Genomic DNA, 24399 nt, shown 5'->3' on the forward strand with positions numbered 1-24399 from the left:
AGGGCTATGAGGATGGTAGTAGCTAAAGTTAATTGATAAAAATACGTGAGCTATTCCATTGCTTTTTATAAAAAGTTATGAGTTTTTATATGAGCTTTTGAAATTATTTTAATAAAAATTGTGTAACAATAATTTAAAAGCTACCTGAGATTCATTATAAATTCCGTTAAAATACAATGTCCGGAAATCTATGTTTACTTATCAACTATCATTAATTGTGCAAAAGTTTGATTTTTAAATTTACTAAATACATATAAACATATTTTTAAAATAAAAAAATCAATAAAGATTAACTATAAGTTAGCTCTACTAAAATTACACTTTAATTAGTAAAAAAACAATTAATAAAGCTCAATGGAACTTAAAATCCAATTCAATCCTTGTTATTCTGTTCAAACTATAGAAACAGACAATATCTTTTTTTTGTCAGAAAGAGAAAAAGTCTGGTTAAACGATCATCTTTCTTATACTTTAGCTACATTCATCGATGGTGAACGCAATACTGACGAAATTATTGATACCATTCAACAGTCGCTACTGCAAGATCCAAAATCTTTACAGTCAGCTACCACTTTTTTCCAAGAAGTTCTCGATGTAAGTATTAAAGCCCAATATGCTTTATTACAAATGCAGCAAAAGGGCTATCTTATTCAAGAAGATAATTCTTTCCCATCGCACTTAGAAATCTTCTGCCATCATCTTAATATTGCCCCCACAGTAGCTTATCAAAGATTGCGATCGACTAAAGTAGCAGTAAAAGCATTAGGTTCGGTTGCTGCTGAAGACCTGATTGCTGTGCTTGAGTCTCTGCAAATTCAAGTAGCAGACGAAGGTGATTTGACAGTAGTTTTAACCGATGATTATCTCAATGTTGAGCTAGAGAAATTCAATCAACAAGCCTTAAAATCCAAAACTCCTTGGATGCTGGTTAAGCCGTTAGGGACAATAGTCTGGATCGGCCCTTTATTTAATCCTCAGAAAACAGGTTGTTGGAACTGTTTAGCCCAGCGTTTGCGAGATAATAGACCAATTAAAGGATTTATTCAGAGACACAAGCACATTTGTTCTCCTTTAACTCCTCCTTTGGGATTTTTGCCATCTACAGTACAAACTGCTTTAGGAATGGCAGCCACAGAGGTGTTTAAGTGGATTGTCCAAGGGGAAAATAAACAATTAGAAAGTAATTTGATTGCTTACGATGCTCTAACACTGCAAACTCAAAATCATAGCTGGGTGAAGCGTCCTCAATGTTCTAGCTGTGGAGATATGGTAAATGGGTTAACCAAAAACCCTATACCTGTTGTTTTAGAACACCGCCAGAAAACCTTTACCGTTGATGGAGGGCACCGTATTTGTTCGCCACAAGAAACTCTCAGCAAATATCAACATCATATTAGCCCCATTACGGGCGTTGTGCGAGAATTAAATAAAATTCCTGGGAATGGATTAACTCATAATTACATTGCCAAACATCATTTTCTCAGTGTTTTCGACGATTTAGCTAGTTTGCGCCAAAATTTGGGGGGTAGAAGTGCGGGGAAAGGTAGGACTGACTCTCAAGCGATGGCTAGTGGTTTTTGCGAGGCGATCGAGCGATATTCTGGGGTGTTTCAAGGGTATGAAATTCGAGAAAAAGCCAGTTACCAACAAATGGGGTACAAAGCAATCCATCCCAATGTTTGTATGAACTTCAGCCAACAGCAATATGAGAATAGAGAGCAATGGAATGTTAAGTGTCAAGGCTGGTTTCAAAAAGTCCCCGAACCTTTTGATGAACAAAGAGAAATTGATTGGACTCCCGTTTGGTCTTTAACCCATCAGGAATTTAAGTATCTGCCAACGGCTTACTGTTATTATGGCTATCAACCCGACTATAAACCCGACTGTTGGGCTGATTCTAATGGATGTGCGGCAGGTAATACTCTTGAAGAAGCTATTCTGCAAGGGTTTATGGAGTTAGTAGAGCGTGATGCTGTCGCCTTATGGTGGTATAACTCTCTGCAAAAGCCACAAGTTGATTTAGATAGTTTCGACGAGCCTTATTTTCAAAGCCTGAAGCAATATTATCAAACTATTAATCGGGAACTTTGGGTTTTAGATATTACCAGCGATCTGAATATTCCAGTTTTTGCTGCTGTGACTCGAAGAAGCGATCGCTCTGTAGAAGATATTGTTTTGGGTTATGGCGCTCATTTCGATGCCAAGATTGCTATTAGTCGAGCCTTGACGGAAGTTAATCAAATTTTACCTAACGTTTTATTTGCCAAAGCTGATGGAAGTACTCAATATCCCCCGTCAGCAGATGGCTTGGCGGTAGATTGGTGGAAAACCGCAAACTTAGCCAATCAACCTTATTTAGTTCCAAGCGAGAGAATTGCTGCTGTCAGTGGCGATTATCGCGAAGTTGCAAGTGATGATTTACTCGAAGATGTCAAGCTCTGTCAACAAATCGTTGAGAACAAAGGTTTAGAAATGCTGGTTTTAGATCAGACTCGTCCCGATATTGGACTGAGAGTTGCCAAAGTCATCGTTCCGGGAATGCGCCATATGTGGAAAAGGTTAGCGTCTGGACGGCTTTATGAGGTTCCAGTGAAAATGGGTTGGTTGTCAGAACAGCTGACAGAAGAGCAACTCAACTCTTTTCCCATGTGGATGTAAGTTTCTCCTTAGAGGATGTTTGAAAAGTCCTTTCGTCGGTAGCAAAACTTTATCGATCCCCCTTTTTAAGGGCATAGGGGGGATCTGAAAGTGTCTAAAGTCACAGTGAAATATTTTGGTTCTTCAGTACTTGTTATGCCAAATTATTAGTTAAATATTGTAATATTATGTTGAAAAGCATATCAAATAACAACTGAAACCCTTTTTAGAGTTGACATTTAAAGCGTTTTTGTGAATTGATATAAGTACTAGTAAATTTAGATACATCAAGTCTGATTGCAATTTTAGGCGATCGCACACAAAAAGTCATAGGCGAAACCCTCACACAATGGGGAATTGAAGTTTTAGAACAAATAGAAGAAGTAAGTATAGATTTGTGGCAGGGGTATAAAAACTTAGTTATAGAATTAATGCCAAATGCTCAAGTTGTAGCAGATAGATTTCATGTGATGACACAGATAAATAAAGAGTTAGATACACAAAGAAAAAGAGAAAAACGAAATGTAGAAGAGCTAATCAAAAAAACAAAATTAGCAGAGAAGAAAGCTGAATATGAACAAAGATTATTAGGATTAAAAAGTAGTAAATATCCTTTGCTTAAAAATGAAGAGAACTTAAGCGAAGAGCAATTGAAAAAACTTATTCAAGTTAAAAATATATTTCCTGTTCTGAAAGTAATGCATGAAATGAAAGAAAAGTTTATCAAAGTTTTTAATAAGACAAATGATTGGTATACGGGAGTCTTTAAACTAGGTATGTGGTTGTCGAAAGCTAAAAAATATTTCCCAAAAAGTAACAATACTATTATCCGTTGGTTTGATGAAGTTATTGCTTACTTTGATAATGGGACAAATAGTGGTGTGGTTGAAGGAATTAATAACAAACTTAAACTGATTAAACGTTCTGGTTATGGATTTAGAAATTTTGAAAACTTCAGAGTTAGATGTTTATTAAATTGGCATTCTTTTTATTAGTTTGGCATAACAAGTACTGAAGAACCAATATTTTTCAAACAACTTCTTACTTAGTGATGTTATTTTTCATGAGTTTTTCTATGAGTTCTGTTATGAGTTTTATGAGTTTCACAGCTTAGAGAAAAACTAATATCAAAGGTAGTTCACTCAATACAGTTCAGTTAGAGATAAAAACCTTATTTTCAGTAGATCGAAAACTTTTATAAGTTGACGAAATAATCAGGGTTTCAGCCGACGTTTTGGGGTTGACGATCGCGATCGCTTGCACTGCACTCTTAACCCACCAACAATGCCCGTTCCTTGAAAAGCAGACTCCAACAGGATTCCGGCAGACTATGTTCCTAAACTCAAATGAACGGCTCTTCAGGCTTCTGGAAAACTTTTCGATCTACTGATTTTGCCAAGGTTAGTTGAGGAAGGAAACCCAACCTTGTCGCGGTTTTGTTGGCTAGAGCGATAGCTCTACCCAACCTACAATTATCCTTAACTGAAATGTATTGGTATATCGCCTAATCTTTAAGATTCATTGAAAAATTATGCGACCTAAAGTAATACTGGCTTTAATTCCTATTTATTTTCTTCTTGGTAGTTGCAAAAATGACGATTTAGAGGGGGCTAAGTCATTTGCTACTTTATCCGAAAGCCTAGCAATTGCCAACAAGCAAATATCGGCTGATATTTATGCTTCCTGCGCTCGATCTGCAAGTTGGGAAGCTCTCGGAACAAGCGAGAGTCGAGAAAATATGCAAAAACAATTGGATGTATGCGATAAAGAGTACCGCAAAAATTCACAAAATACTGAAATTGCTGGCAGTGTTTTAGTCAATTATGTTGCAGCAGTTGGAAATTTAGCTACCACCAATGAAAATGGCTTTACTCCTAAGATCGAGCAGATTTCAGAAACTTTAGGCAATATTGACATCAATGGGCAGAAAATTAATGGAAATGCTCGTCAAGCAGGGTTTCAGATTGTTGACTTTATTACTAATTTTCTAGTTAGTGATTTTCGGCGGCGTAATTTAAAACTCGCTATTGTCTGCACAGATCCAGCTATTCAGGAATATTCTACAAACCTGTCCAATTTTATTAATTCATCCTATACCGACTATTTACTTAATAGAGAAATCAAGCAGATTAATGAACATTTTGGTTTCTATATAGGTCAGGTGAATCGACGATTAACGGGATTATCTGGCTCAAAAGATAATCCACAAGATTTTAACACACTTCAAGAACGACAAACTTTATTAGAAGAACAAGAGCGAGCAGAAATTAACAAAGTTATTGAACGTAAAAAATATGGTGCAGCATATATAGCAACTATTCGTTCTACCGCAGATTTTCACAGCGAATTGAAATATATTTTCAATGGAAATCAGAAGGAAACTTCACCCCAAAAAATTCAAGCATGTAAGAAGTATCGCTCGAATCCTGAAAGCCAAAATGTTCAAAACACTGATAGACAGAATGATTCCTGGAATCAAGAAATTACTATCTCAGAGTTAAAGCAAGCTAAGAAAGCAACCAAGAAATACATTGACAGAGTTACCCCTCTACTTCAAGACATTCAATATTAATCAACCATCTAACTGTTTGAAAATTAAGGAAAGATAAATTATGGCTAATAATCAAAATTTACAAGAGATTCGTCAAACTCTAACTAAAGCAATTAATGCTGCTAAAAAACAGGCTGACAATGCTTTGAAGTCTGGAATAATTGATGATTCAAAATGGCAAAAAGCAAAAGATGAATGGGGAGAATGGGAAACAATAGAAAGTTATATAAGTGGGATGATTTCTGATGAACAACTTAATAAGATTCTCAAAAATGATCCTAATAGTCTTCGTTCCCAGATTGAGCAAGCTACAAATCGTCTGAATAAGTCTGCTGGGAAAATAGAGGATCTTAATAATTTTTTCTCAGAGATAAATAGTGCTTTAAAATTTTTTAGTAATATCAACGCTATTTTACCGATTGTTTGATAAAAATAGGGCTTACGCAACGGACACGAAAAACTGTAAAATGTGTGAAGCTACGAAAAAATTTCAGCGTAGTAATCAGACTTGTAGCGTTACGCACCAACTCCCAATTCCGAGCCAGATTGATCACAGATGATGCTAAACGGATATTCGATTATTGATGCTGATTCCCACGTAATTGAACCTCCCAGTATGTGGGCTGAGTATCTTGAACCAGAATTTAAACAGTTTGCTCCCTCAGCAGACATGAAAATTCAAGGGGAAGACATTGTTAAAAAAGTCTCTAAGCAAGTTCGTACTCTAGGAAATAAGCAGATGATGTCAGCTCATCCTAATGCTTATTTTCAAGGCTACAATGTTGAGTCTCACGTTCAAGAGATGGTGCAGATGGGGATCGATCTGGCATTCCTTTATCCAACTTATGGATTGTGGCTTTGGGCGATCGATACTATGCAACCAGAAGTTGCTGGCGCTTTTACCCGCGCTTACAACAATTGGTTACAAGACTTTTGCAGTTATGCTCCAGATAAATTGAAGGGGGTAGGAGCAATTAATCTGCACGCGCCAGAGTCAATGGTGGATGAATTGCATAGAGTTGTCGATTTTGGCTGGAAAGCGGTGTTTTTACGCCCTAACCCTATCAAAGGAAGACTGTTGAGCGACTCGGCTTACGAGCCTTTTTGGACAGAATGCGAACAATTAGGCATAGCAGTAGGTATTCACGAAGGGACTCACAGTCGTTTGCCAACTACTGGAACAGAAAGATTTAACACTCGTTTTGCTACCCACGCTTGCTCTCATCCGATGGAACAGATGATGGCTTTATTAGCCTTGATTGAAGGAGGAGTATTAGAACGTCATTCAAAACTAAAAGTGGCTTTTCTAGAATCCGGTTGTGGCTGGCTTCCTTACTGGCTATGGCGACTAGATGAAGAGTATGAAAATTTAGCTTGGGAAGATACAATTCATGATAATGTTAAAATCAAGCCATCAGACTATTTTCGTCGCCAGTGCTTTATTGCCATAGAGCCTTCAGAACCATTACTGGTTCAAGCGATTGAATATATTGGCACGGACAACTTAATTTTTGGTTCGGACTATCCTCATATGGATCATAAGCCGAACATCGTTGCAGACATGGTAAAGCTTGAGGAAAAATTATCGAAAGAAACTGTGCAAAAGATTCTTTGGGATAATCCTCGTCGCTTTTACGGTTTAAGTGGATAGCATTCTTACGAAAATACACAACTTTTTAGTTCAAAATAAGGAGATAAATTAAGATGGATAATACAGTGCGTCTTGCTAAACAAGGAAAACAAATATCCCAAATGATTAGCTATATATGGCGATGGGCTGATGATGATCCACAAAAAGAAGAGACTCAAAATGCTCGTAATTTAAGAAAACGCTTTGAAGAGATTGAAATAGACAGTATTAAAAAATCAAGTTTTAAAATATTATTATTTGCTGCTAGGGAATTGAAATTTGAAGATTCTAGTTTAATAGATAATCGAGAAAATGAAAATAAACCTTCAAATAAATTATTCTCAGCCGATCCCAGAGCTTGGCTGAGAAATAACCCTGATCAACCAGTGGAAACAGCCCCTGAAGAAGTTAAATTACTGATTTATATCTTTGGGAAAGAAAGGATTAATGATGAAAATAAATATATTTCTCCTCTGTTTGACCCTGCCGAACTAGAAAAATATGATTTCGATCTTAATTCAGATTCCTTTCGAGGAAACTTGGAAGATCCTCGAAAACTGGGTCAACCTTTTATATTCAAAATTGCTTATCCTCCAGCACCGAAATTTGGAGAAGCAACTGTTACTGAAAACCAATTAGAATCCTGGATACATAATGAGAATGAAGATTTTCCTTCTAACATATTTATTCCAGTCAGCACAAGTTGATTTCAACAGAAATATATTTGTATAGCAGTCTTAAATGATTTGTGAAAATTATATAGCAATCCTAAATTGGTTGTGAGAGGGAAAATGGCTGAAAAGCTTATATATGCGTAGTTTTTATCTATGTATTTTATCACGTTTAAATTCGGATTGCTATATATCTCTTTATTATTTCTTCTCTTTGCGTTCTTGGCGGTTTGTTTCCTTATCTATATTCACGAATAAAATAGGACTGCTACATATTCCTACAACTTATTCTTAATTTAAGAAAAGCCAAAGTTTTCTATAATTCAGCTTCTCTTAAATATTCAAGTTTTAACTAGCTTGTAACTAGACTTTCAGGCGAGGTCTTCTAGACTTAAAACATCTTAATCTTTTGAAAGCATAAACTGCTAAAGACCCCACCCGCATCTAACACAAGGGTGGTTTTTTCTTCATTGGTGCTATCTAAATTATGTAGAAAAAATATGATTATCAAAGATACTCAAAAGCTTTTACCAACTCAAATCCGAGACAATTGGGAAATGTCGGATATGGTACTGGAAGTACCACCTCATGGTATTCCCTTACACCCAAAAAGTCTAGAAAGACTCGTAGCAGCAGTAAAATCTGGAAAAAAAGTAATTGCTTTCAAACCCATGCTACCTATTTCATCAGAATTAGGTTTACCTCAATATCCGACTCTGGCTTATTTGTATCCCCAGGAGTTAAGTAAAATCTGGAGTCAGTTATTACAAGGATTTGAAAGTAAAAATCAGGGGATTTTTGGCATTCCTACACCCTTGACTATTATTTCACAGACCGATCCTGACGAACAGTTACATTACTTTGCAAACTATTATGGCACGGCTGTAAAACCTTCTTATGTTAGGGCAATTGTCGGAAATACCTGCAATCTCAAATGCGTGATGTGTCCATATCATAGTTCTTTGCTTAAGCCAACACATACAACAGATTTTTTCACAGGTAATAATGCAATGTCCTGGGAGATGATGGAAAAACTAGCACAAGAATGTGGGGAACAAGGAATTACGATTTTAATTGGCAGTGTGGAGGAGCCATTGCTTCACCCTAAGATTATAGATTTTGTCCGACTTTGTAGACAGCAAGGAGTTCCTAGAGTTCATATAACTACCAATGGTCAACTGCTAGATGAAAGTCGAGCTATCGCATTATTAGAAGCAGGTTTAACCAGTATTGATATTAGCATTGATGCTGCTGATCCCGATACTTACTTAAGAGTTAGGGGCGCTAATCTTAACCGAGTCGAATCTAATGTTATCAATTTTCTGCGACTGCGCGATCGCTTGGGAATTCCCTGTGAAGTGAGGACATCATTTGTCAGAAATCAAGATGTTACTATCGAAGAAGAACAAAAATTTCGAGAACGTTGGTTAGCAAAAGCAGATAGTGTTTTTGTTTTGAATTTAGCTGAATATAAAGAAACTAATATGCGTCTTAGCAAGATTAACGACGCTCTGCAAGATTCGCTTAAACATTATATTCAAAAAGCGCAAGGGAGATGGGCTTGTCTGTTTCCCTTTATGGAAATGGCTGTTTTGCCTGACGGCAGAATATACTACTGCATTGAAACCTTATTTAGACTTGGTTTTGATAAGGATATTGCTAGTCTGGGAGATTACAATCAACAAACTCTGCAAGATATTTGGAGTGGAAATTTATTTAATCAACTTAGACGCGATTTAATCCTTAATCAGTTAGATAATAGGTCGGCTTGTAAAAACTGCGATATGTGGAAGTCACAGGTTATTAGCAGAACTTTTAAAGATAGGCTTCAAGTTACCACCACTATGATAACTGAAATTTATCAAAAAACTGACTCCAAGGTAAAAATATAAAATTTTAAAATTTTTCAAGCACTTTAGAATTGAGAAGGGACAATAAGAAAAATTGTGCTTATAAGAATTTACTCACGACTCCTATGAAAGACTATCAGATTACCCGAAAAATTTATGAAAGTGCTAATTCCTTAGTTTATCGAGCTATTCTCAAGCCCGATAATCAACTCGTTATTTTAAAGATTCTCAAGGAAAACTACCCAACTCCCTCAGAACTAACTCGATATAAGCAGGAATATGAAGTCACTCGCTCCTTAAATACCGATGGAGTTATTAAAGCATACAATTTGCAGCGATATGAAAATAGTCTAGTCATGTTTTTAGAAGACTTTGGCGGTGAATCTTTAAAATTGTTAATGTGCGATCGCCAATTTACTCTCAAAGAATTTCTCTCTATTGCTATCAAAACTACAAAGAGTTTAGGAGCTATTCACGCTGCCAATATTATCCACAAAGATATTAACCCCTCTAATATCGTTTATAATCCAGAAACCGAGCAACTTAAAGTCATCGATTTTGGTATTTCCACCTGTTTATCACGAGAAAATCAGACAGTTGCTAATATTGAGCGCTTAGAAGGAACTTTAGCTTACATTGCTCCAGAGCAAACTGGAAGAATGAACCGAGGGATAGATTACCGCAGCGATTTTTATTCCTTGGGTGCTACCTTGTACGAATTGCTCACCAATAAACTGCCTTTTGCAACCACTGACCCTATAGAATTAGTTCATTGTCATATTGCTCAACAACCTGTTCCCCCATATGAACTTGTAAAAACGTTAAATTCAACGTCTCAATCAATACCTAAAGCCATTTCAGACATTGTGATGAAATTGTTGGCAAAAACCCCAGAAGAACGGTACCAAAGTGCTTGGGGAATCAAAGCCGACTTGGAAATTTGTTGCGCTCGCTTAGAGAGTTTAGGGCAAATTGACGAGTTTTGTTTAGCAACTCAGGATATTTGCGATCACTTTGTGATTCCCGAAAAACTTTACGGAAGGGAAAAAGAAGTTACTCAACTATTAACTACTTTTGAGCGAGTCAGTCAAGGTAACACTGAGATAATGCTGGTTTCTGGTTATTCAGGAATTGGCAAATCTGCCTTGGTTAATGAAGTTCATAAACCAATATTACGCCAGCGAGGCTACTTTATTAGCGGAAAATTTGACCAGTTACAGCGAGATATTCCTTATGCGGCGATCGCTTTAGCATTTCAAAACTTAATACGGCAGTTACTTACCGAATCTGAAGCAGCGCTACAAACTTGGAAACTAGAACTTTTAGCAGCCTTGAATCCTAATGCTCAGGTTATCATCGATGTAATTCCTCAAGTGGAGCAGATTATTGGTAAACAGCTGCCAGTTGAGCAACTAGGAGCAACTGAGACTCAAAATCGATTTAATTTATTTTTTGAAAGATTTATTACTGTTTTCGCTCAGAAAGAACACCCCTTAGTTATCTTTATCGACGATCTACAGTGGGCAGATTTAGCATCCTTAAAGTTAATTGAGTTATTAATAACCGATGCTAACATCCAATATCTATTAATAATCGGAGCCTACCGAGATAATGAAGTTGATGCTACTCATCCTTTGATGCAAACCTTAGAGCAAATTGAAAAAGAAGGTACTAGGGTCAATAATATCTCCCTGCAACCATTAGAAATCGAATATATCAATCAATTAATTGCCGATACTTTAAAATGCTCTACAAAAAAATCAAAATTTTTATCAGAGTTAGTAACTAATAAAACTCAAGGAAACCCTTTTTTCTTAACTCAACTACTTCACTATTTTTACAAGCAAAACATTTTGTCATTTAACCATAATAAAAATAATTGGCACTGGAGTATTGAAGAAATTGAAAGAGTAGGAATAACTGATAATGTCGTTGAATTAACTATTAGCAAAATTATCAAATTAAATGAAAAAACTCAGAAAGTTTTGCAATTAGCTGCCTGTATTGGCAATCAATTTAATTTAGAAGTTCTCTCCCTTGTAAACAATAAATCTCAAATAACTACAGCTAGAGAACTTCAGCCAGCACTAGAGGCAGGTTTGATTGTACCTCTGAATAATGACTATAAAATACCTCTACTTTGGAATCCAGAAGAAATATCAAGGGATACTTCAGAAATATCTCCTGTTTTTATTCCCAAAATTACTAAATATATTCCCTATAAATTTCTGCATGACCGAGTTCAGCAAGCTGCCTACTTTTTGATTACAGAAAATGAAAAAAAAGCAGTTCACCTGAAAGTAGGTCGTCTTTTGATGGAACATCTCAAAGAAAATGAATTAGAACGCAATATTTTTGATATCGTCAATCATTTTAACCAAAGTTTTGAATTAATTATCGAGCCTTCAGAAAAGTATGAACTAGCTAAATTGAATTTTGAAGCTGGCAAAAAAGCTAAAGCATCTACAGCTTATAAAGCAGCTTTGGGATATTTAGAAATAGCTTTACAACTAATGTCATTAACCAGTTGGAAATCTCAGTATGTTTTTACACTTAAACTTCATTTAGAAGCCTTAGAAGTTTTATATTTGAATACAAAGTTTGAGCAAGTTGAATCTTTGTCAGCTATTATTTTACAACAAGCCAAAAGTGTTATTGATCAAGTCAAAGTATATGAGATACAAATATTATTATATTTTACCAATAAATCTCAGCAACAGAAGGCAATAGATACTGCATTTAAAGCTTTGGATTCACTAGGAATTAGAATATCACAAAAACCTGATGAAATAAAAAATAGGATTAAACAAGAACAGGAATATTTAAAATCTTACTTGAGAGAAACAAAAATTGAGAATTTAATAAATTCTCCAAAAATGACAGATTCCCATAAACTTGAAGTCATAAAAATATTACAGCATATTATGGGAACTACTATAGTAAGCAATTTTTTGCTTCATATTGAAGTGGTGTTAATACAACTCAACCTCTGCATTAAATATGGCAATGCTCCTCAAGCAGTTTGCGCTCATAGTTTTTATGGATCGTTTCTCTGTAAAGGAATAGACGGTATTAATTTAACAAGAGATATTAATTTAGGATATAGGTTTGGGGAACTTTCTATCAGGTTGCAAGATAAATTAAAAATCCGCGAGTTAGAAGCTTTAGTTATGCATATGTATTATGGATTTATCTGGCACTGGAAAAAGACTCTCAGGGATAAAGTAGCAGAAAAAAAACTATTAAACGGGTTTCAAAGTGGAATAGATACAGGTAATAATGAGTTTGCTATTTATTCATATATTAGTTACTGTTTAATAAAACTTTTTAAAGGAGATAATTTAAAAGAAGAGGTTGAAATTTGTTTTGTTAAATGCATTGACATTGCCAAAAAGCTAAAGCAAGGACATAGTACTTTTTTTGCTAAAATCTGCCACAAGCTTATAACTAACCTGCTTGAAGAGTTTAAATACAAAAAATACTCGCCTATTGATAATGTCAATAACCAAGAAGACCTATATTTAAAGGAGTGGGATAAAAATGATAAATGGTTGACTTTTATCCACTTTTTTTCTCAAACGATTATTTGCTATTTTTTTAAAGAATATGCTCAAGCTTTTAAAAATGGTATTGAAGCAGAGAAATATGTTGAAAACCTTAGCTCACATTTAACTGTACCACAGCATAATTTATACTTTTCTCTATCTTGTCTTACTCATTATCAGAGTTGTGGTATAGAGCAAAAACAAATCCTAGAACAAGTAGAAATAAATCAAGATGACATGAAAATATGGGCTGGTCATTGCCCCGCTAACTTTCAAAATAAATACGATTTAGTAGAAGCAGAAAAAGCGCGAGTATTGGGTCAAAATTGGCAAGCTCAAGAACTTTATGACAAAGCAATTCAAGGTGCTAAAAAATCTGAGTTTATCCACGAAGAAGCCATAGCTTACGAACGCGCAGCAGAATTTTATCTTTCTCTTGGTAGAGAAGAAATAGGAAGACTATACTTAAAAAATGCCCATCATTGTTATTCTCATTGGGGTGCAAAAGCCAAAGTTCAAGCTTTAGAATTAGAATACCCACAGTTTCTAATGGATATAAACAACCGAAAAGAAAACCAAAGCATTAAGACAACTGAATCTACTGGTGGTACAAATCCCCAAGCACTCGATATCATTACAGTCACAAAAGCATCTCAAGTATTAGCTAGCGAAATTAAATTGGATCAACTGCTGGCTAAGTTAATGAAAACTGTAATTGAAAATGGAGGTGCCCAAAAAGGCTTTCTAATACTGGAAAAAGATCATAAATGGGTGATCGAAGCTGAAGGGACAGTAGATTCTGATGACGTAACTCTACTACGATCGCTTCCCATTGACTCTGTAGATGGCGATCGCCAGACACCTATCCTACCAGTTGCGATCGTTAACTATGTTGTCCGTACTCAAGAAAATGTAGTTATTAATAACGCAACCGTTGAAGAACAGTTTATCCGCGATCCCTACATCGTCGCCACTCAACCAAAATCGATTCTCTGTACTCCTTTGTTAAATCAAGGCAAACTAAGCGGTATTTTATATTTAGAAAACAATTTAACTACAGATGCATTTACCAGCGATCGCATTGAAGTTTTAAGAATTCTTTCTGCTCAAGCTGCTATCTCCATTGAAAATGCTCGTCTCTACGGACAGTTAAAAGATTATAACCGAAATCTAGAGCTGAGAGTAGAAGAGCGCACTCAAGAACTCTCACAAACCCTAGAAATTCTCAAAGCCACCCAAGCCGAACTGCTCTTTGAAAACGAGTTACTCAAAAGTGGCGACCAACCCTCTACCTTTGATTATCAAGTGGGAGGAAGTTTGCCGATGGATGCTCCTACTTATGTTGTGCGTTCAGCAGACCGTTATCTCTACAAGGCGTTGAAGCGCGGGGAATTTTGTTACATTCTCAATCCTCGGCAGATGGGCAAGTCAAGCCTGATGGTACGCATGATACATCACCTCCGGCATGAGGGATTTAGCTGCGGGGCGATCGATCTGACCCGCATTGGTAGCGAAAACGTCACGCCTGACCAATGGTATAAAGGCTTAACAGTAGAGCTATGGCGAAGTTTTGGTTTGTTAAGAAAGGTTAATCTAAAAACTTGGTGGCAAGAGCAAGGAGATATTTCTCCAGTTCAGAGATTGAGTCAATTTATTGAAGAAGTTTTGCTAGTAGAAGTTGTTCAAGAAAATGATATTATACCTAAAAATTTGATAATTTTTATCGATGAAATTGATAGCTTCTTAAGTTTAAAATTCCCAGTTAATGACTTTTTTGCGCTAATTCGCTCTTGCTATAATCAGCGTAGTATTAATCCAGAGTATCGACGTTTAACCTTTGCTCTTTTTGGAGTAGCTACTCCTAATGACTTAATTACTGACCATCAAAGAACGCCTTTTAACATCGGTCAGACCATTCAATTGGAAGGGTTTAAAGAGCATGAAGCGCAAACTCTACTTCAAGGATTGGCCGAGAAAGTGAGCAATCCTCAAACAGTTTTAAAAGAAGTGTTAGCGTGGACTAATGGCCAGCCCTTTTTGACTCAAAAGCTCTGTAAATTTATCCGCAATTCTTCATCTCCTATCTTTATCAATAGAGAAGCCGAATGGATTGAAAATTTGGTGCGATGGTCGATAATAGACAATTGGGAATCACAGGATGAACCAGAGCATTTAAGAACCATTCGCGATCGCCTTCTCAAAAGTAAACAATCTGTTCGGCTACTAGAACTCTACCGTCAAATCTTACATCAAGGGGAGATTATTGCAGTTGATAGTTCAGAGGAAAGAGAATTGCTTTTGTCAGGGCTAGTAGTCAAGCAACAGGGAAAATTGAGAGTTCAGAACCGTATTTATGAATCTATCTTTGTTTGATTTACGAAAACTTTTGTTTAATCTGGAAAGTCAAAGAAGAGGTCTATACTTCTGGATAATTTAATTGGTCTAAACAATACTATTGTACTAATAAATGGCAGATATTGTGTTACTTGCGTAACTCCTGTTGTCTTTACTGTTATCTTTATTAGTAGCATTTGTCTGTAATCTCTATGAACCTTGATAGTCTGTTTGAGATTGTTGATCGCCGACTAATTGAGAGCCACAATCGCCCCCTTAATTCCACCGAAAATCTGGTTTTGCGTGGGATTTGGCAGTATAAAACTTATAACCAAATAGCTCTAGAGGCAGGTTATAGTCCTGGTTACTTTACCAATGTTGTTGCCCCAGAGTTGTTTGGGCGACTTTCTGAGGTCATTGGCCAGCGCGTGACCAAGAAAAACTGTCAGGTGCTACTGGAATCTTATGCCATCATTGAAACAGCTCCAAATACAAAACTTTTGAAACAAGACCTTACGCAATTTCCCCCCACAGTTGATCAGGATAGGTCACCAAGCTATCCCAGCGGCTCAGTTCCTCTCGCCTCTCCCTTTTACCTCAAACGTTCTTACCTTGAGGAGCAAATCTATCAAGAAATCAAGAAACCAGGAGCGTTAATCAGGATTAAAGCTCCTAGAGAAATGGGCAAAACTTCACTGCTGCTGAGGATTCTTGACTATGCGAAGTACCAGGGTTACTGCACTATCAGCTTGAATCTAGAACAAGTCGAGCAGACAATTCTGAGCGACTTGAATCAACTTTTGCGCTGGTTGTGTGCCAATATCGCCCGCCAGCTTCAGCTTCAACCAATGTTAGATGAGTATTGGGATGAAGATTTGGGAAGTAAAGTTAGCTGCACCATCTACTTTCAAGAATATCTACTAGAGTCAATTAATACTCCCCTAATCTTGGCATTGGATGATGTAAACCATATTTTTGAGCATCCCGAAGTAGCGAAGGATTTTCTACCTCTGTTGCGTTCTTGGAACGAAGAAGCGAAAAGACTGCCCATTTGGCAAAAGCTTCGTCTAGTCGTGGTTCACTCAACAGATATTTATGTTCCTCTTGAACTTAATCAGTCTCCTTTCAATGTAGGGTTACCGATTCAGTTAGACAACTTTAGCCAAGAAGAGGTACAGCAGTTAGCCCAACGCTATAGACTCAATTGGACAGATGCAGAAGGAGCTAGACAATTAATGGCAATGGTCGGGGGACATCCGGCACTAGTACATTTAGCTCTCTATCATCTGAGTCGAAACGAGGTAACTCTGTCGCAACTGGTAGAAACTGCTCCCATTGCTACCAAAATTTATTCAAATCATTTGCAGCGTCACTGGGCAACCTTGCAAAAACAGCCTGAGTTAGCACAAGCTTTTGATAACGTTCTGAATGCCAATGAATCTATTCTCTTAAATCCCACCCTTACTCACAAGTTAAGCAGTATGGGGTTGATTAAACTTTCTGGATCTGAAGCGATCGCAAGTTGTGAATTGTATCGGCGATTTTTTAGGAAAAAAGAGCAGCATTTGGTGTTACAGAATAAAAATATGAACTAGTGCAATTGCTATAGAATGTCCAAGATGTGCATTAATCCGCATTTGCAAAATAGTAAACAAAATCGCTACTTTGTATCGTTGGACACAATAGTGATAAATCCTTGAGATGTACCACAGTTAATTTTCATGCTTGGGAATAACACTTTAGTTTACCTGACTTTCAGGCTTAATTGAAGTATTGATTTATGAGTAACAGTATTGAGAGCGCTTACTTAATAACCTGAAGAAAAAAGCTCAAGCTTTTGGTTTAGAACTCACTCTTATTTCTGACCCTACGCAATTGTTGAGAGTACAAGTGCTTAGTACAGCTTTGCGTAAAATCATGGCGAATTGAGGGTTGAAATTTAAACACAAAGGGGTGCAGAGGTAAGCACAGAGGCACGCAGAGATTTCGCTATGAATTAATGAGATGTTGTACTTAGTTATAAGTTATTTTAGTAACATTACTATTTAGGGATGTTATTTTTCATGAGTTTTACTATGAGTTATGGAATGAGTTTTATGAGTTTCAGAGTCTATAAGACAACTAATATTAAAAGTAATTCACTGCAATGTTATATCTAATACGAATTTGGTTTACTTGCTCAAATAACTTATTACTTACACTTCTTGTCAACGGATATCAAAACTCAAAAAATTATCATTGATGATGCTGGATAAGCAATACTAGTTCTATGATTCATAAGGCTCTCTCTGATTTAATACAAGTCTTAATAGCTATAAATTCAGGTGTTATAAAAGATTATTCCACTATAACTTTATCATCTATTTTTAATTATACAGCTTCAGCTAAATGTGATTTTGAGTAATAAAATTTTTATTATTTAATAATTTTATTAAGTATTAGGGGATCAAATGATAAATATTTTAATAAATGATGCAGAATCCCAGACCCAAGACCTCTTAATAAAATGCTTGAAAACAGCAGGTTTTGAAGTGATTTCCACAGATAAATGTTTTATTACTGTTCATCTTAAACAAGAGAACTTGTTTACTACCACCGAAATTAAAAAATCAAATACTCAAGAGTATATATTTCCATCTATTCCTCGGCTGCATGAGGTTTTTGAGTTTATTGAATTAAATTATCATCAAAGTATTAGCCTCAAAGAAGTGGCTCAAGCAGTTGGTTATTCCTCAGCTTACTTAACCGACTTAGTACGAAGACTTACGGGGAAAACAGTCAATAATTGGATTATTGAACGCCGGATAGCCCAAGCATGTACATTACTTTTACAAACTAATTACTCCGTTGATGAGATTGCTTTAAAAGTAGGCTATCAAAACATTAATCATTTTTATTGTCAGTTTCGTGATTACTACAAGGATACTCCTTGTGGTTGGAGAGAACTACAGCGTTGTAAAATAGCTTCTAATGAAGCACAAATAAGAAAATAGAAAAAATACTTAAAATTAAAAAGTTTTGTAATTTCTCCTTATTTGCTCATTTATCTTAATTTCTTTCTTTTTATATTTGTACTTGAGAGTGTAATTGTCCCTATTGTCAATCCTAAAAATAGTAAATCTACTAAATTGGAAATTATTGTAGCAGTGAGTAATTGTTTCAGTATTTACTCACTGCTGTTTTTCCATAAAGTTTTCATATTCATCTATCTATTCTGTTAAACAAACTACTATTTTATACATAGATAAGACTGAAGCCTTATAAGCTAAAGATAATTAACTTTCGCTTTTATGAAAAGCTAAAAATAGTTAATTACCGAGCTAATTAAAAAAGAATAGTATTGATATTAAGAAAGAGCGAAAAGTTTAAACAAGTTAAACCTTGCTTTTTCAAAAAAATAGGGGAAGTTAAGTTAAATGCTACCTCCTATTGAACATAACTTAATCAATCAAAAACGAGGACAAAAATATGTCTACAACACAAGGTACTCCTCCCTGCACACATCGCGTAGGACAAGGAGACACATTTTATGAGCTTGCACGAGCTTATTATGGTGATGCAAGCAATATACAGGCGCAAAAAATTCAAGATGCTAATCCTGGTGTTTCCCCTACAAGCTTACAACTTGGTCAAATACTTAATATTTTTGCATAAATTTTAGTAGTCGGACAGAATTAAATACACCAATTTGGACTGAAATTTTGCCTAGCAAGAAATCAGTATTGTAATTAGTTCTAGCCTTAACTGAGAAGTATTGGGTTAAACCTATGATAATACCTAAAAATATTTAACTTTTGCTTATATTTTGTCTAAAAATAGCTAATTCAAATTTAAGCAAGAAAGAATAATACTATTAAAAACAACAAAATATTTAGTAATTATCTAAATTTTTACTTAAACAATGAAATTTTGTTTTTAAATAAAAAACTATGGCTAACCAATTCCAAAAACGTCAATATGTTTAAACTCAAAATAAGTAAAACGGATCAATAAACTAACTATGTAAAGATAAGTACATAAGAATGGGTATCAAGTACTGTAGCAAAGCTCAAATCAATAATTTTGCACTTTGTAAGCACATTCTTCTGCACGCTCACTTCACTCTAATCCTTAATAAAGGTAACCGTAAATATCTATAATTGGAGTTTCTTAATAATGGTAACGGAATACAAAAATGCAGTTTTAGATGACAAACAGCTTCAACAAGCTTTAAAAGATATTAACCCGAAGTTTGGTGACTTTGTTACTCGTGTAGCAGGTGAAGCGTGGGGTTTACCATTAATTAACCAAAAAACTAAGGCTTTAATAACGATCGCTGTTGATGTTGCCAATCAAGATCAGGTAGGGCCTAGTAGTCCTTTTGCAGCCCATATAAATATGGCTCTCCAGCAAGGAGCCACGAGGGCAGAAATCGAGGAACTCCTGTTGTTTTTATGTGTATACGCCGGGTTCAATAAAGTTGCTGGCTGCTTCGGTGCTTTGAATGAGATTCTCGATCGCCAAACCTAGTTGACATCAACAAAAAATTAATTGCGAATAAAGGAGTGTAGCAATGATATTAGCAACGACAAGAAAGACCGATTATGCCACACGCGATCGCCAAGGCAAACTAGCCTTCTACGTGCTGTTGTGGAAACGCAAAGGCATTTCCCGTGAACTATTTGATGACTATTGGAGAGATGTTCATGGCCCAGTATGCGCCCGCCTACCAGGTCAGCATCAATACTGGCAGTTTCATCTAGGGCATAGCGAAGGTGGTATATGGCCAACTATAGATGGTATTGAATACACCTGTCTCGAAGAAAACCAGTTTGATGGGATTGCCGAATTAACCTTTGAAACCGAAACCCAACGTCAGATATGGTTTAAATCTGCCGCCATCCTCATGGATGACGAACACAACATTTTTAGCAAAGCCATCGGCTACAATACCGACTCTAGCAACTCCCAAACCTACGTTGATGGGATTCCTACCCCAGACCCCAACGGCAATCTTGGTCTGCTCAAGTTCCACGTCATGGTTAAAAAATCCGATGGTGTGAGTGTAGACCAGTTTCGCCAGTATTTGACACAAAGCTTTGCCCCAGCTGTGGTCAAAAGCGACTCGGTACTCAAGTTCCGCCTGCATTTGTTTGAGGAAGTGGACAACTCGCGCCCTGATGCGGCTGGGGTATCACATTTTGAACCTCTAGAAAAGCAGTATCAAGCCGCCTTTGAAATTGCCTTTGCTAATCCCTTGGAGATGGAAACTTTCTTCGCTTCAAGAGAGTATGCCACTGCCGTCAAAGACCAATCTAAGTATATCAAGCAGCTTTTACCATTTCCCGAACGTAGTGTTTACACCTTTGTCTACGACGGCGAAATGACTCTGGCAGGTCAGCGTAGTTCCACTGTTGCAGAACTGATTGCCAACATTGGAGCCACCAATCAACTTAAGAAGGATGTAGTTTCGCTAATGCTAGAACAAAAACTGAGTTTTTCTAACACGAATGGTTCTTCAAATAGGTCTCAAAATGGTTTACAAACCACTACAACCACATCGAGCCAAAAACGGATTAACTACTACAAAGATTTAGCAGCAGATTATTCTCGACCGGGGCTGGTGAGTACCTATGTTGCTAAAAAACTGATCGAGGATGCTGAAAGGTTTGTTGCCAAGAAAGAAAGAACATTGCCTCAAATTGGAGTTGATTATACCCTCGAACAAATCGAACAAGAGAATAAGGAATGGTGGCCTACTCATTGTGAGGTTTTACGCCAAGGACGAGGTGACATTTTAACAGGGGAATATCGCAACGATTTAATTTATTTGTGTCAGGACGGCCCTTATTACGGCTTAGAACAACAAAAAGAACGCGAGAAACATTGGTGGGCATTAATTGCCCAACCAGGAGTCACTATGTGCTGGCCAATCGTCATGTTTTACGGTGAAGTCACCTATTTTGAGTGGAAGTGTGTAGACGACGAAACCAACGAAAGCATTGCTAAGGGAAATGTCACTTGGGTGCGCCGTGGTCATAGAGGGGGGTGCCATCTCAAAACCGAGCAACTGACATTCTATCGTGATGTTTTTGCCCCAAGTGGACTATTGAATTTGATTACCACAACCTAAAATGAAAAATGCAGTATTGGATGACTTGAAACTGCAAGCAGATTTAAAAGATATCAACCCGAAATTTGGCGATTTTGTGATTTGCGTTGCTGGTTAAGTATGGGGACTACCGTTAATTGACCAAAAGACTAAGGCTCTAATTGCGATCGCTGTTGATATTATTAATCAGACTACCCAGGTTCAGGTAATCTTTTTACAGCCCATGTGAATATGGTTCTTAAACAAAGAGCCACCCACAAAGAAATTGAAAAACTGCTTTTATTCTTATGTGTTTACGCAGGATTCAATAAAGTTGCAGTCTATTTCAATACTTTAAAAGAAATTTTTCAGCAAAGCGGTGATGCAAACATGATATCTGCAATGAGAAAGGAAGATTATTCCATACGCGATCGCCAAAGTCAACTAACCTTTTACGCGCTGTTATGGAAACGTAAAGGAATCTCCTTAGAGCTTTTCGATGAATACTGGAGAAATGTACACGGGCCACTCTGTGCGCGCCTACCAGGACAGCATCAGTACTGGCAATTCCATCTTGAGCATAGCGAAGGTGGTTTGTGGCCGATAATTGATGGCATTGAATACAACTGTCCACCAGAAAATCAGTTTGATGGCATTGCCGAATTAACCTTTGAAACCGAAACCCAGCGCGAGACATGGTTTAAATCTGCCGCCATCCTCATGGATGACGAACACAATATTTTCAGCAAAGCCATCGGTTACACCACCAGTGCAGGCAACTCGAAAACCTACGTTGATAGCATTCCCAATGGCGACCCCAACGGCAATTTGAGAACACTCAAATTCCACGTCATGGTGAAAAAATCTGATGGTGTGAGTGTAGACCAGTTTCGCCAGTATTTGACACAAAGCTTTGCCCCAGCTGTGGTCAAAAGCGACTCGGTACTCAAGTTCCGCCTGCATTTGTTTGAGGAAGTGGACAACTCGCGCCCTGATGCGGCTGGGGTATCACATTTTGAACCTCTAGAAAAGCAGTATCAAGCCGCCTTTGAAATTGCCTTTGCTAATCCCTTGGAGATGGAAACTTTCTTCGCTTCAAGAGAGTATGCCACTGCCGTCAAAGACCAATCTAAGTATATCAAGCAGCTTTTACCATTTCCCGAACGTAGTGTTTACACCTTCGTCTACGACGGCAAAATGACTTTAGCGGGACAATGCAGTTCTAAGGTTGCAGAGCTAATCGTAAAAGTAGGAGCAATCAATCAACTCAAGGAGGACGTAGTGTCTCTGATAAATAGTAAGCAGAATGGTAAAACTGGGTTAGGTCATTACTTGCAAGGAGTACAACACTTCGGGATGACAGTTTATGACATGGCAAAAGCTATGGAATTTTACACCGAAGTTTTAGGTGGAAAAGTTGCTCTGAGTGGCGATGGATTTACTGGCCCAGTGTTGCACAATACTCTTTTTCAAAAAGAAGATATTGAGGCAATTGAACGCAAAATTGAGCCGAAAACATTGGGAGTTCCCAACCTCAGAGATGGTTCAGAAGCTGCAATAGATGTAAGGTTTATTTCTTTTGGTAACACTGTTGTTGAACTCATCCATTTCCGGGATGCTAAATTAACACCAAATGCTCCTAATATTTTTGGCAAAGTGTCTTCTTGTGTTGGCTATGCAAACGTACCGCACCTTTCTTTCTATGTGAAAGATGATGTGGATCTCAACCTTTTTGCCACAACCTTAGAACAAGAGTGTCAGAGACGAGGTCTGACTGATGTTGTTTGTAACCGCATCATCGATGTCAAATCAGAAGCCGAAAGAAACAATCTTCCTCTTAAGTACAATGCCAACAAGTTTTGGAATGAACCAGAATATTTCGTCGAAGGCTACTCAGATTCAGAATTCGGCGACTTTGAAGGATGGTCATTGTTTTACTGTAAAGGGCCAAACGGAGAACAACTTGAATTTAACCAAGTGACTCGCAAAGCCAAAGAAAATTTCACCAGAGCGGAGGCAGAATATAACCAAGCCAACAACACAAATTACTGGTTTTTGAACTCCCAAACAAAAACTACAAACACAAATGGAAATGAGACTTATAGCACATACAGCAATCTACCTAATGGTATTTCTCAGTTAGAGCCAGAAAAAGCCAAGCATTTGTTACAAACTGCTCAACCGGAAGCTATCAACAAAGGTTCCCTTGCTCTCAAACATCTCATCAAAAATCAAACTACCAAAGAGGATAAATTAATGACACAGACAACAGCAATTTCCCTAACCAAACCTGAAATCGTTAGACAAATGTTTCAAGCAGGCGAGTCCATGAATGTGAACAACTTCGTCGAGTTCTACACCGATGACTGTTTGTATCAGTTTTCTAACTTTCCCATTGCCTATGGACATCAAGGTATTAAAGACAATTCAATTGCTTTCTTAAATACAGTGGCAAAAGTTTACCACCACATTAAGAATATGTGGGAGATAGGAAACACCGTTATCTGCGAAATGGATGTGACCTATATTCGCCACGATGGTAAGGTGTTTACACTTCCCTGCTGCGACACTATTATCTTCAAAGGAGATAAAGTGCAAGAACTGCGGATTTATATGAATATAGATCCGGTTTTTCAGATAGAACAAGTTGAACCTCAAACCGTCGCTGCAAGCGGTTCATTGAGCCAAAAAATCGAAAAAATGTATGAGGCTTTGCAAGCGGAAAATTGGGATGAATTTATTAGCTTTTTTACTCCCGACATACTCTACAAAATTGGTACAAATGACCCTGTAATTGGGCCGCAAAACTGCCGCGACCTTTTGACACATATCTATAAAACCCTGAAACTTGCAACCTGCAATATCAGAGGAACCTGGGAAATCGGCAATACCGTTGTTTTGGAAATGGATGCTAATTACATTCATAAGCAGGACAAGCGGTTTGTTCAGGTTCCTTGCGTCGATATATACCGTTTTGAAGGGGACAAAATATACGAGTGGAGAGTCTATGCTGATGCCTCTGCAAGTGGTGTTCAGCTTTAAGGGGAAATCAATGAAATGGTAGCTTTTATCAGATAGCAGCACCCTGCGACTTAGACCAATTATCCGGAG

The 24399-nt window shown here is 37.1% G+C and carries 13 protein-coding genes and 1 pseudogene; all 14 read left to right on the forward strand.

Going from position 1 to position 24399, the window contains the following annotated elements:
- The first annotated feature begins 354 nt into the window (after positions 1-354).
- Entirely contained in the window at positions 355-2658 is a 2304-nt protein-coding gene (locus RMY00_RS19340) for a TOMM precursor leader peptide-binding protein (RefSeq protein ID WP_322649081.1), read from the forward strand.
- Between the two features lie 245 nt (positions 2659-2903).
- Positions 2904-3632, forward strand: a pseudogene (locus RMY00_RS19345) (ISL3 family transposase); the annotation flags it as partial.
- 536 nt (positions 3633-4168) lie between these two features.
- The gene (locus tag RMY00_RS19350) at positions 4169-5209 is read left to right on the forward strand and encodes a hypothetical protein (RefSeq protein WP_322649082.1); all 1041 of its coding nucleotides are present in this window, start codon (positions 4169-4171) and stop codon (positions 5207-5209) included.
- Positions 5210-5249: 40 nt separating this feature from the next.
- Entirely contained in the window at positions 5250-5615 is a 366-nt protein-coding gene (locus tag RMY00_RS19355) for a hypothetical protein (protein ID WP_322649083.1), read from the forward strand.
- A gap of 129 nt (positions 5616-5744) precedes the next feature.
- Positions 5745-6839 (forward strand): amidohydrolase family protein, encoded by a 1095-nt coding sequence (locus tag RMY00_RS19360; RefSeq protein WP_322649084.1) that lies wholly within the window; start codon positions 5745-5747, stop codon positions 6837-6839.
- 53 nt (positions 6840-6892) lie between these two features.
- Positions 6893-7525: a hypothetical protein gene (locus RMY00_RS19365; protein ID WP_322649085.1), complete on the forward strand. Its 633-nt coding sequence runs from the start codon at positions 6893-6895 to the stop codon at positions 7523-7525.
- Positions 7526-7989: 464 nt separating this feature from the next.
- The gene (locus RMY00_RS19370) at positions 7990-9381 is read left to right on the forward strand and encodes a radical SAM protein (RefSeq protein ID WP_322649086.1); all 1392 of its coding nucleotides are present in this window, start codon (positions 7990-7992) and stop codon (positions 9379-9381) included.
- 83 nt (positions 9382-9464) lie between these two features.
- Positions 9465-15257: an AAA family ATPase gene (locus RMY00_RS19375; RefSeq protein ID WP_322649087.1), complete on the forward strand. Its 5793-nt coding sequence runs from the start codon at positions 9465-9467 to the stop codon at positions 15255-15257.
- A gap of 173 nt (positions 15258-15430) precedes the next feature.
- Positions 15431-16813 (forward strand): AAA-like domain-containing protein, encoded by a 1383-nt coding sequence (locus RMY00_RS19380; RefSeq protein WP_322649088.1) that lies wholly within the window; start codon positions 15431-15433, stop codon positions 16811-16813.
- A gap of 855 nt (positions 16814-17668) precedes the next feature.
- Complete coding sequence (locus RMY00_RS19385; protein ID WP_322649089.1) at positions 17669-18211, forward strand: AraC family transcriptional regulator; 543 nt, start codon at positions 17669-17671, stop codon at positions 18209-18211.
- A 475-nt stretch (positions 18212-18686) separates the two neighbouring features.
- Entirely contained in the window at positions 18687-18872 is a 186-nt protein-coding gene (locus tag RMY00_RS19390) for a LysM domain-containing protein (protein WP_322649090.1), read from the forward strand.
- 501 nt (positions 18873-19373) lie between these two features.
- Positions 19374-19727 (forward strand): carboxymuconolactone decarboxylase family protein, encoded by a 354-nt coding sequence (locus RMY00_RS19395; protein WP_322649091.1) that lies wholly within the window; start codon positions 19374-19376, stop codon positions 19725-19727.
- A 43-nt stretch (positions 19728-19770) separates the two neighbouring features.
- Positions 19771-21330, forward strand: coding sequence for an EthD domain-containing protein (locus RMY00_RS19400; RefSeq protein ID WP_322649092.1), 1560 nt, complete (start codon positions 19771-19773; stop codon positions 21328-21330).
- A 210-nt stretch (positions 21331-21540) separates the two neighbouring features.
- Positions 21541-24330, forward strand: a complete 2790-nt coding sequence (locus RMY00_RS19405) for a nuclear transport factor 2 family protein (protein ID WP_322649093.1) — start codon at positions 21541-21543, stop codon at positions 24328-24330.
- Positions 24331-24399: the final 69 nt, after the last annotated feature.

It is taken from the genome of Nostoc sp. ChiVER01, assembly GCF_034531155.1.
Taxonomy (GTDB): Bacteria; Cyanobacteriota; Cyanobacteriia; order Cyanobacteriales; family Nostocaceae; genus Nostoc.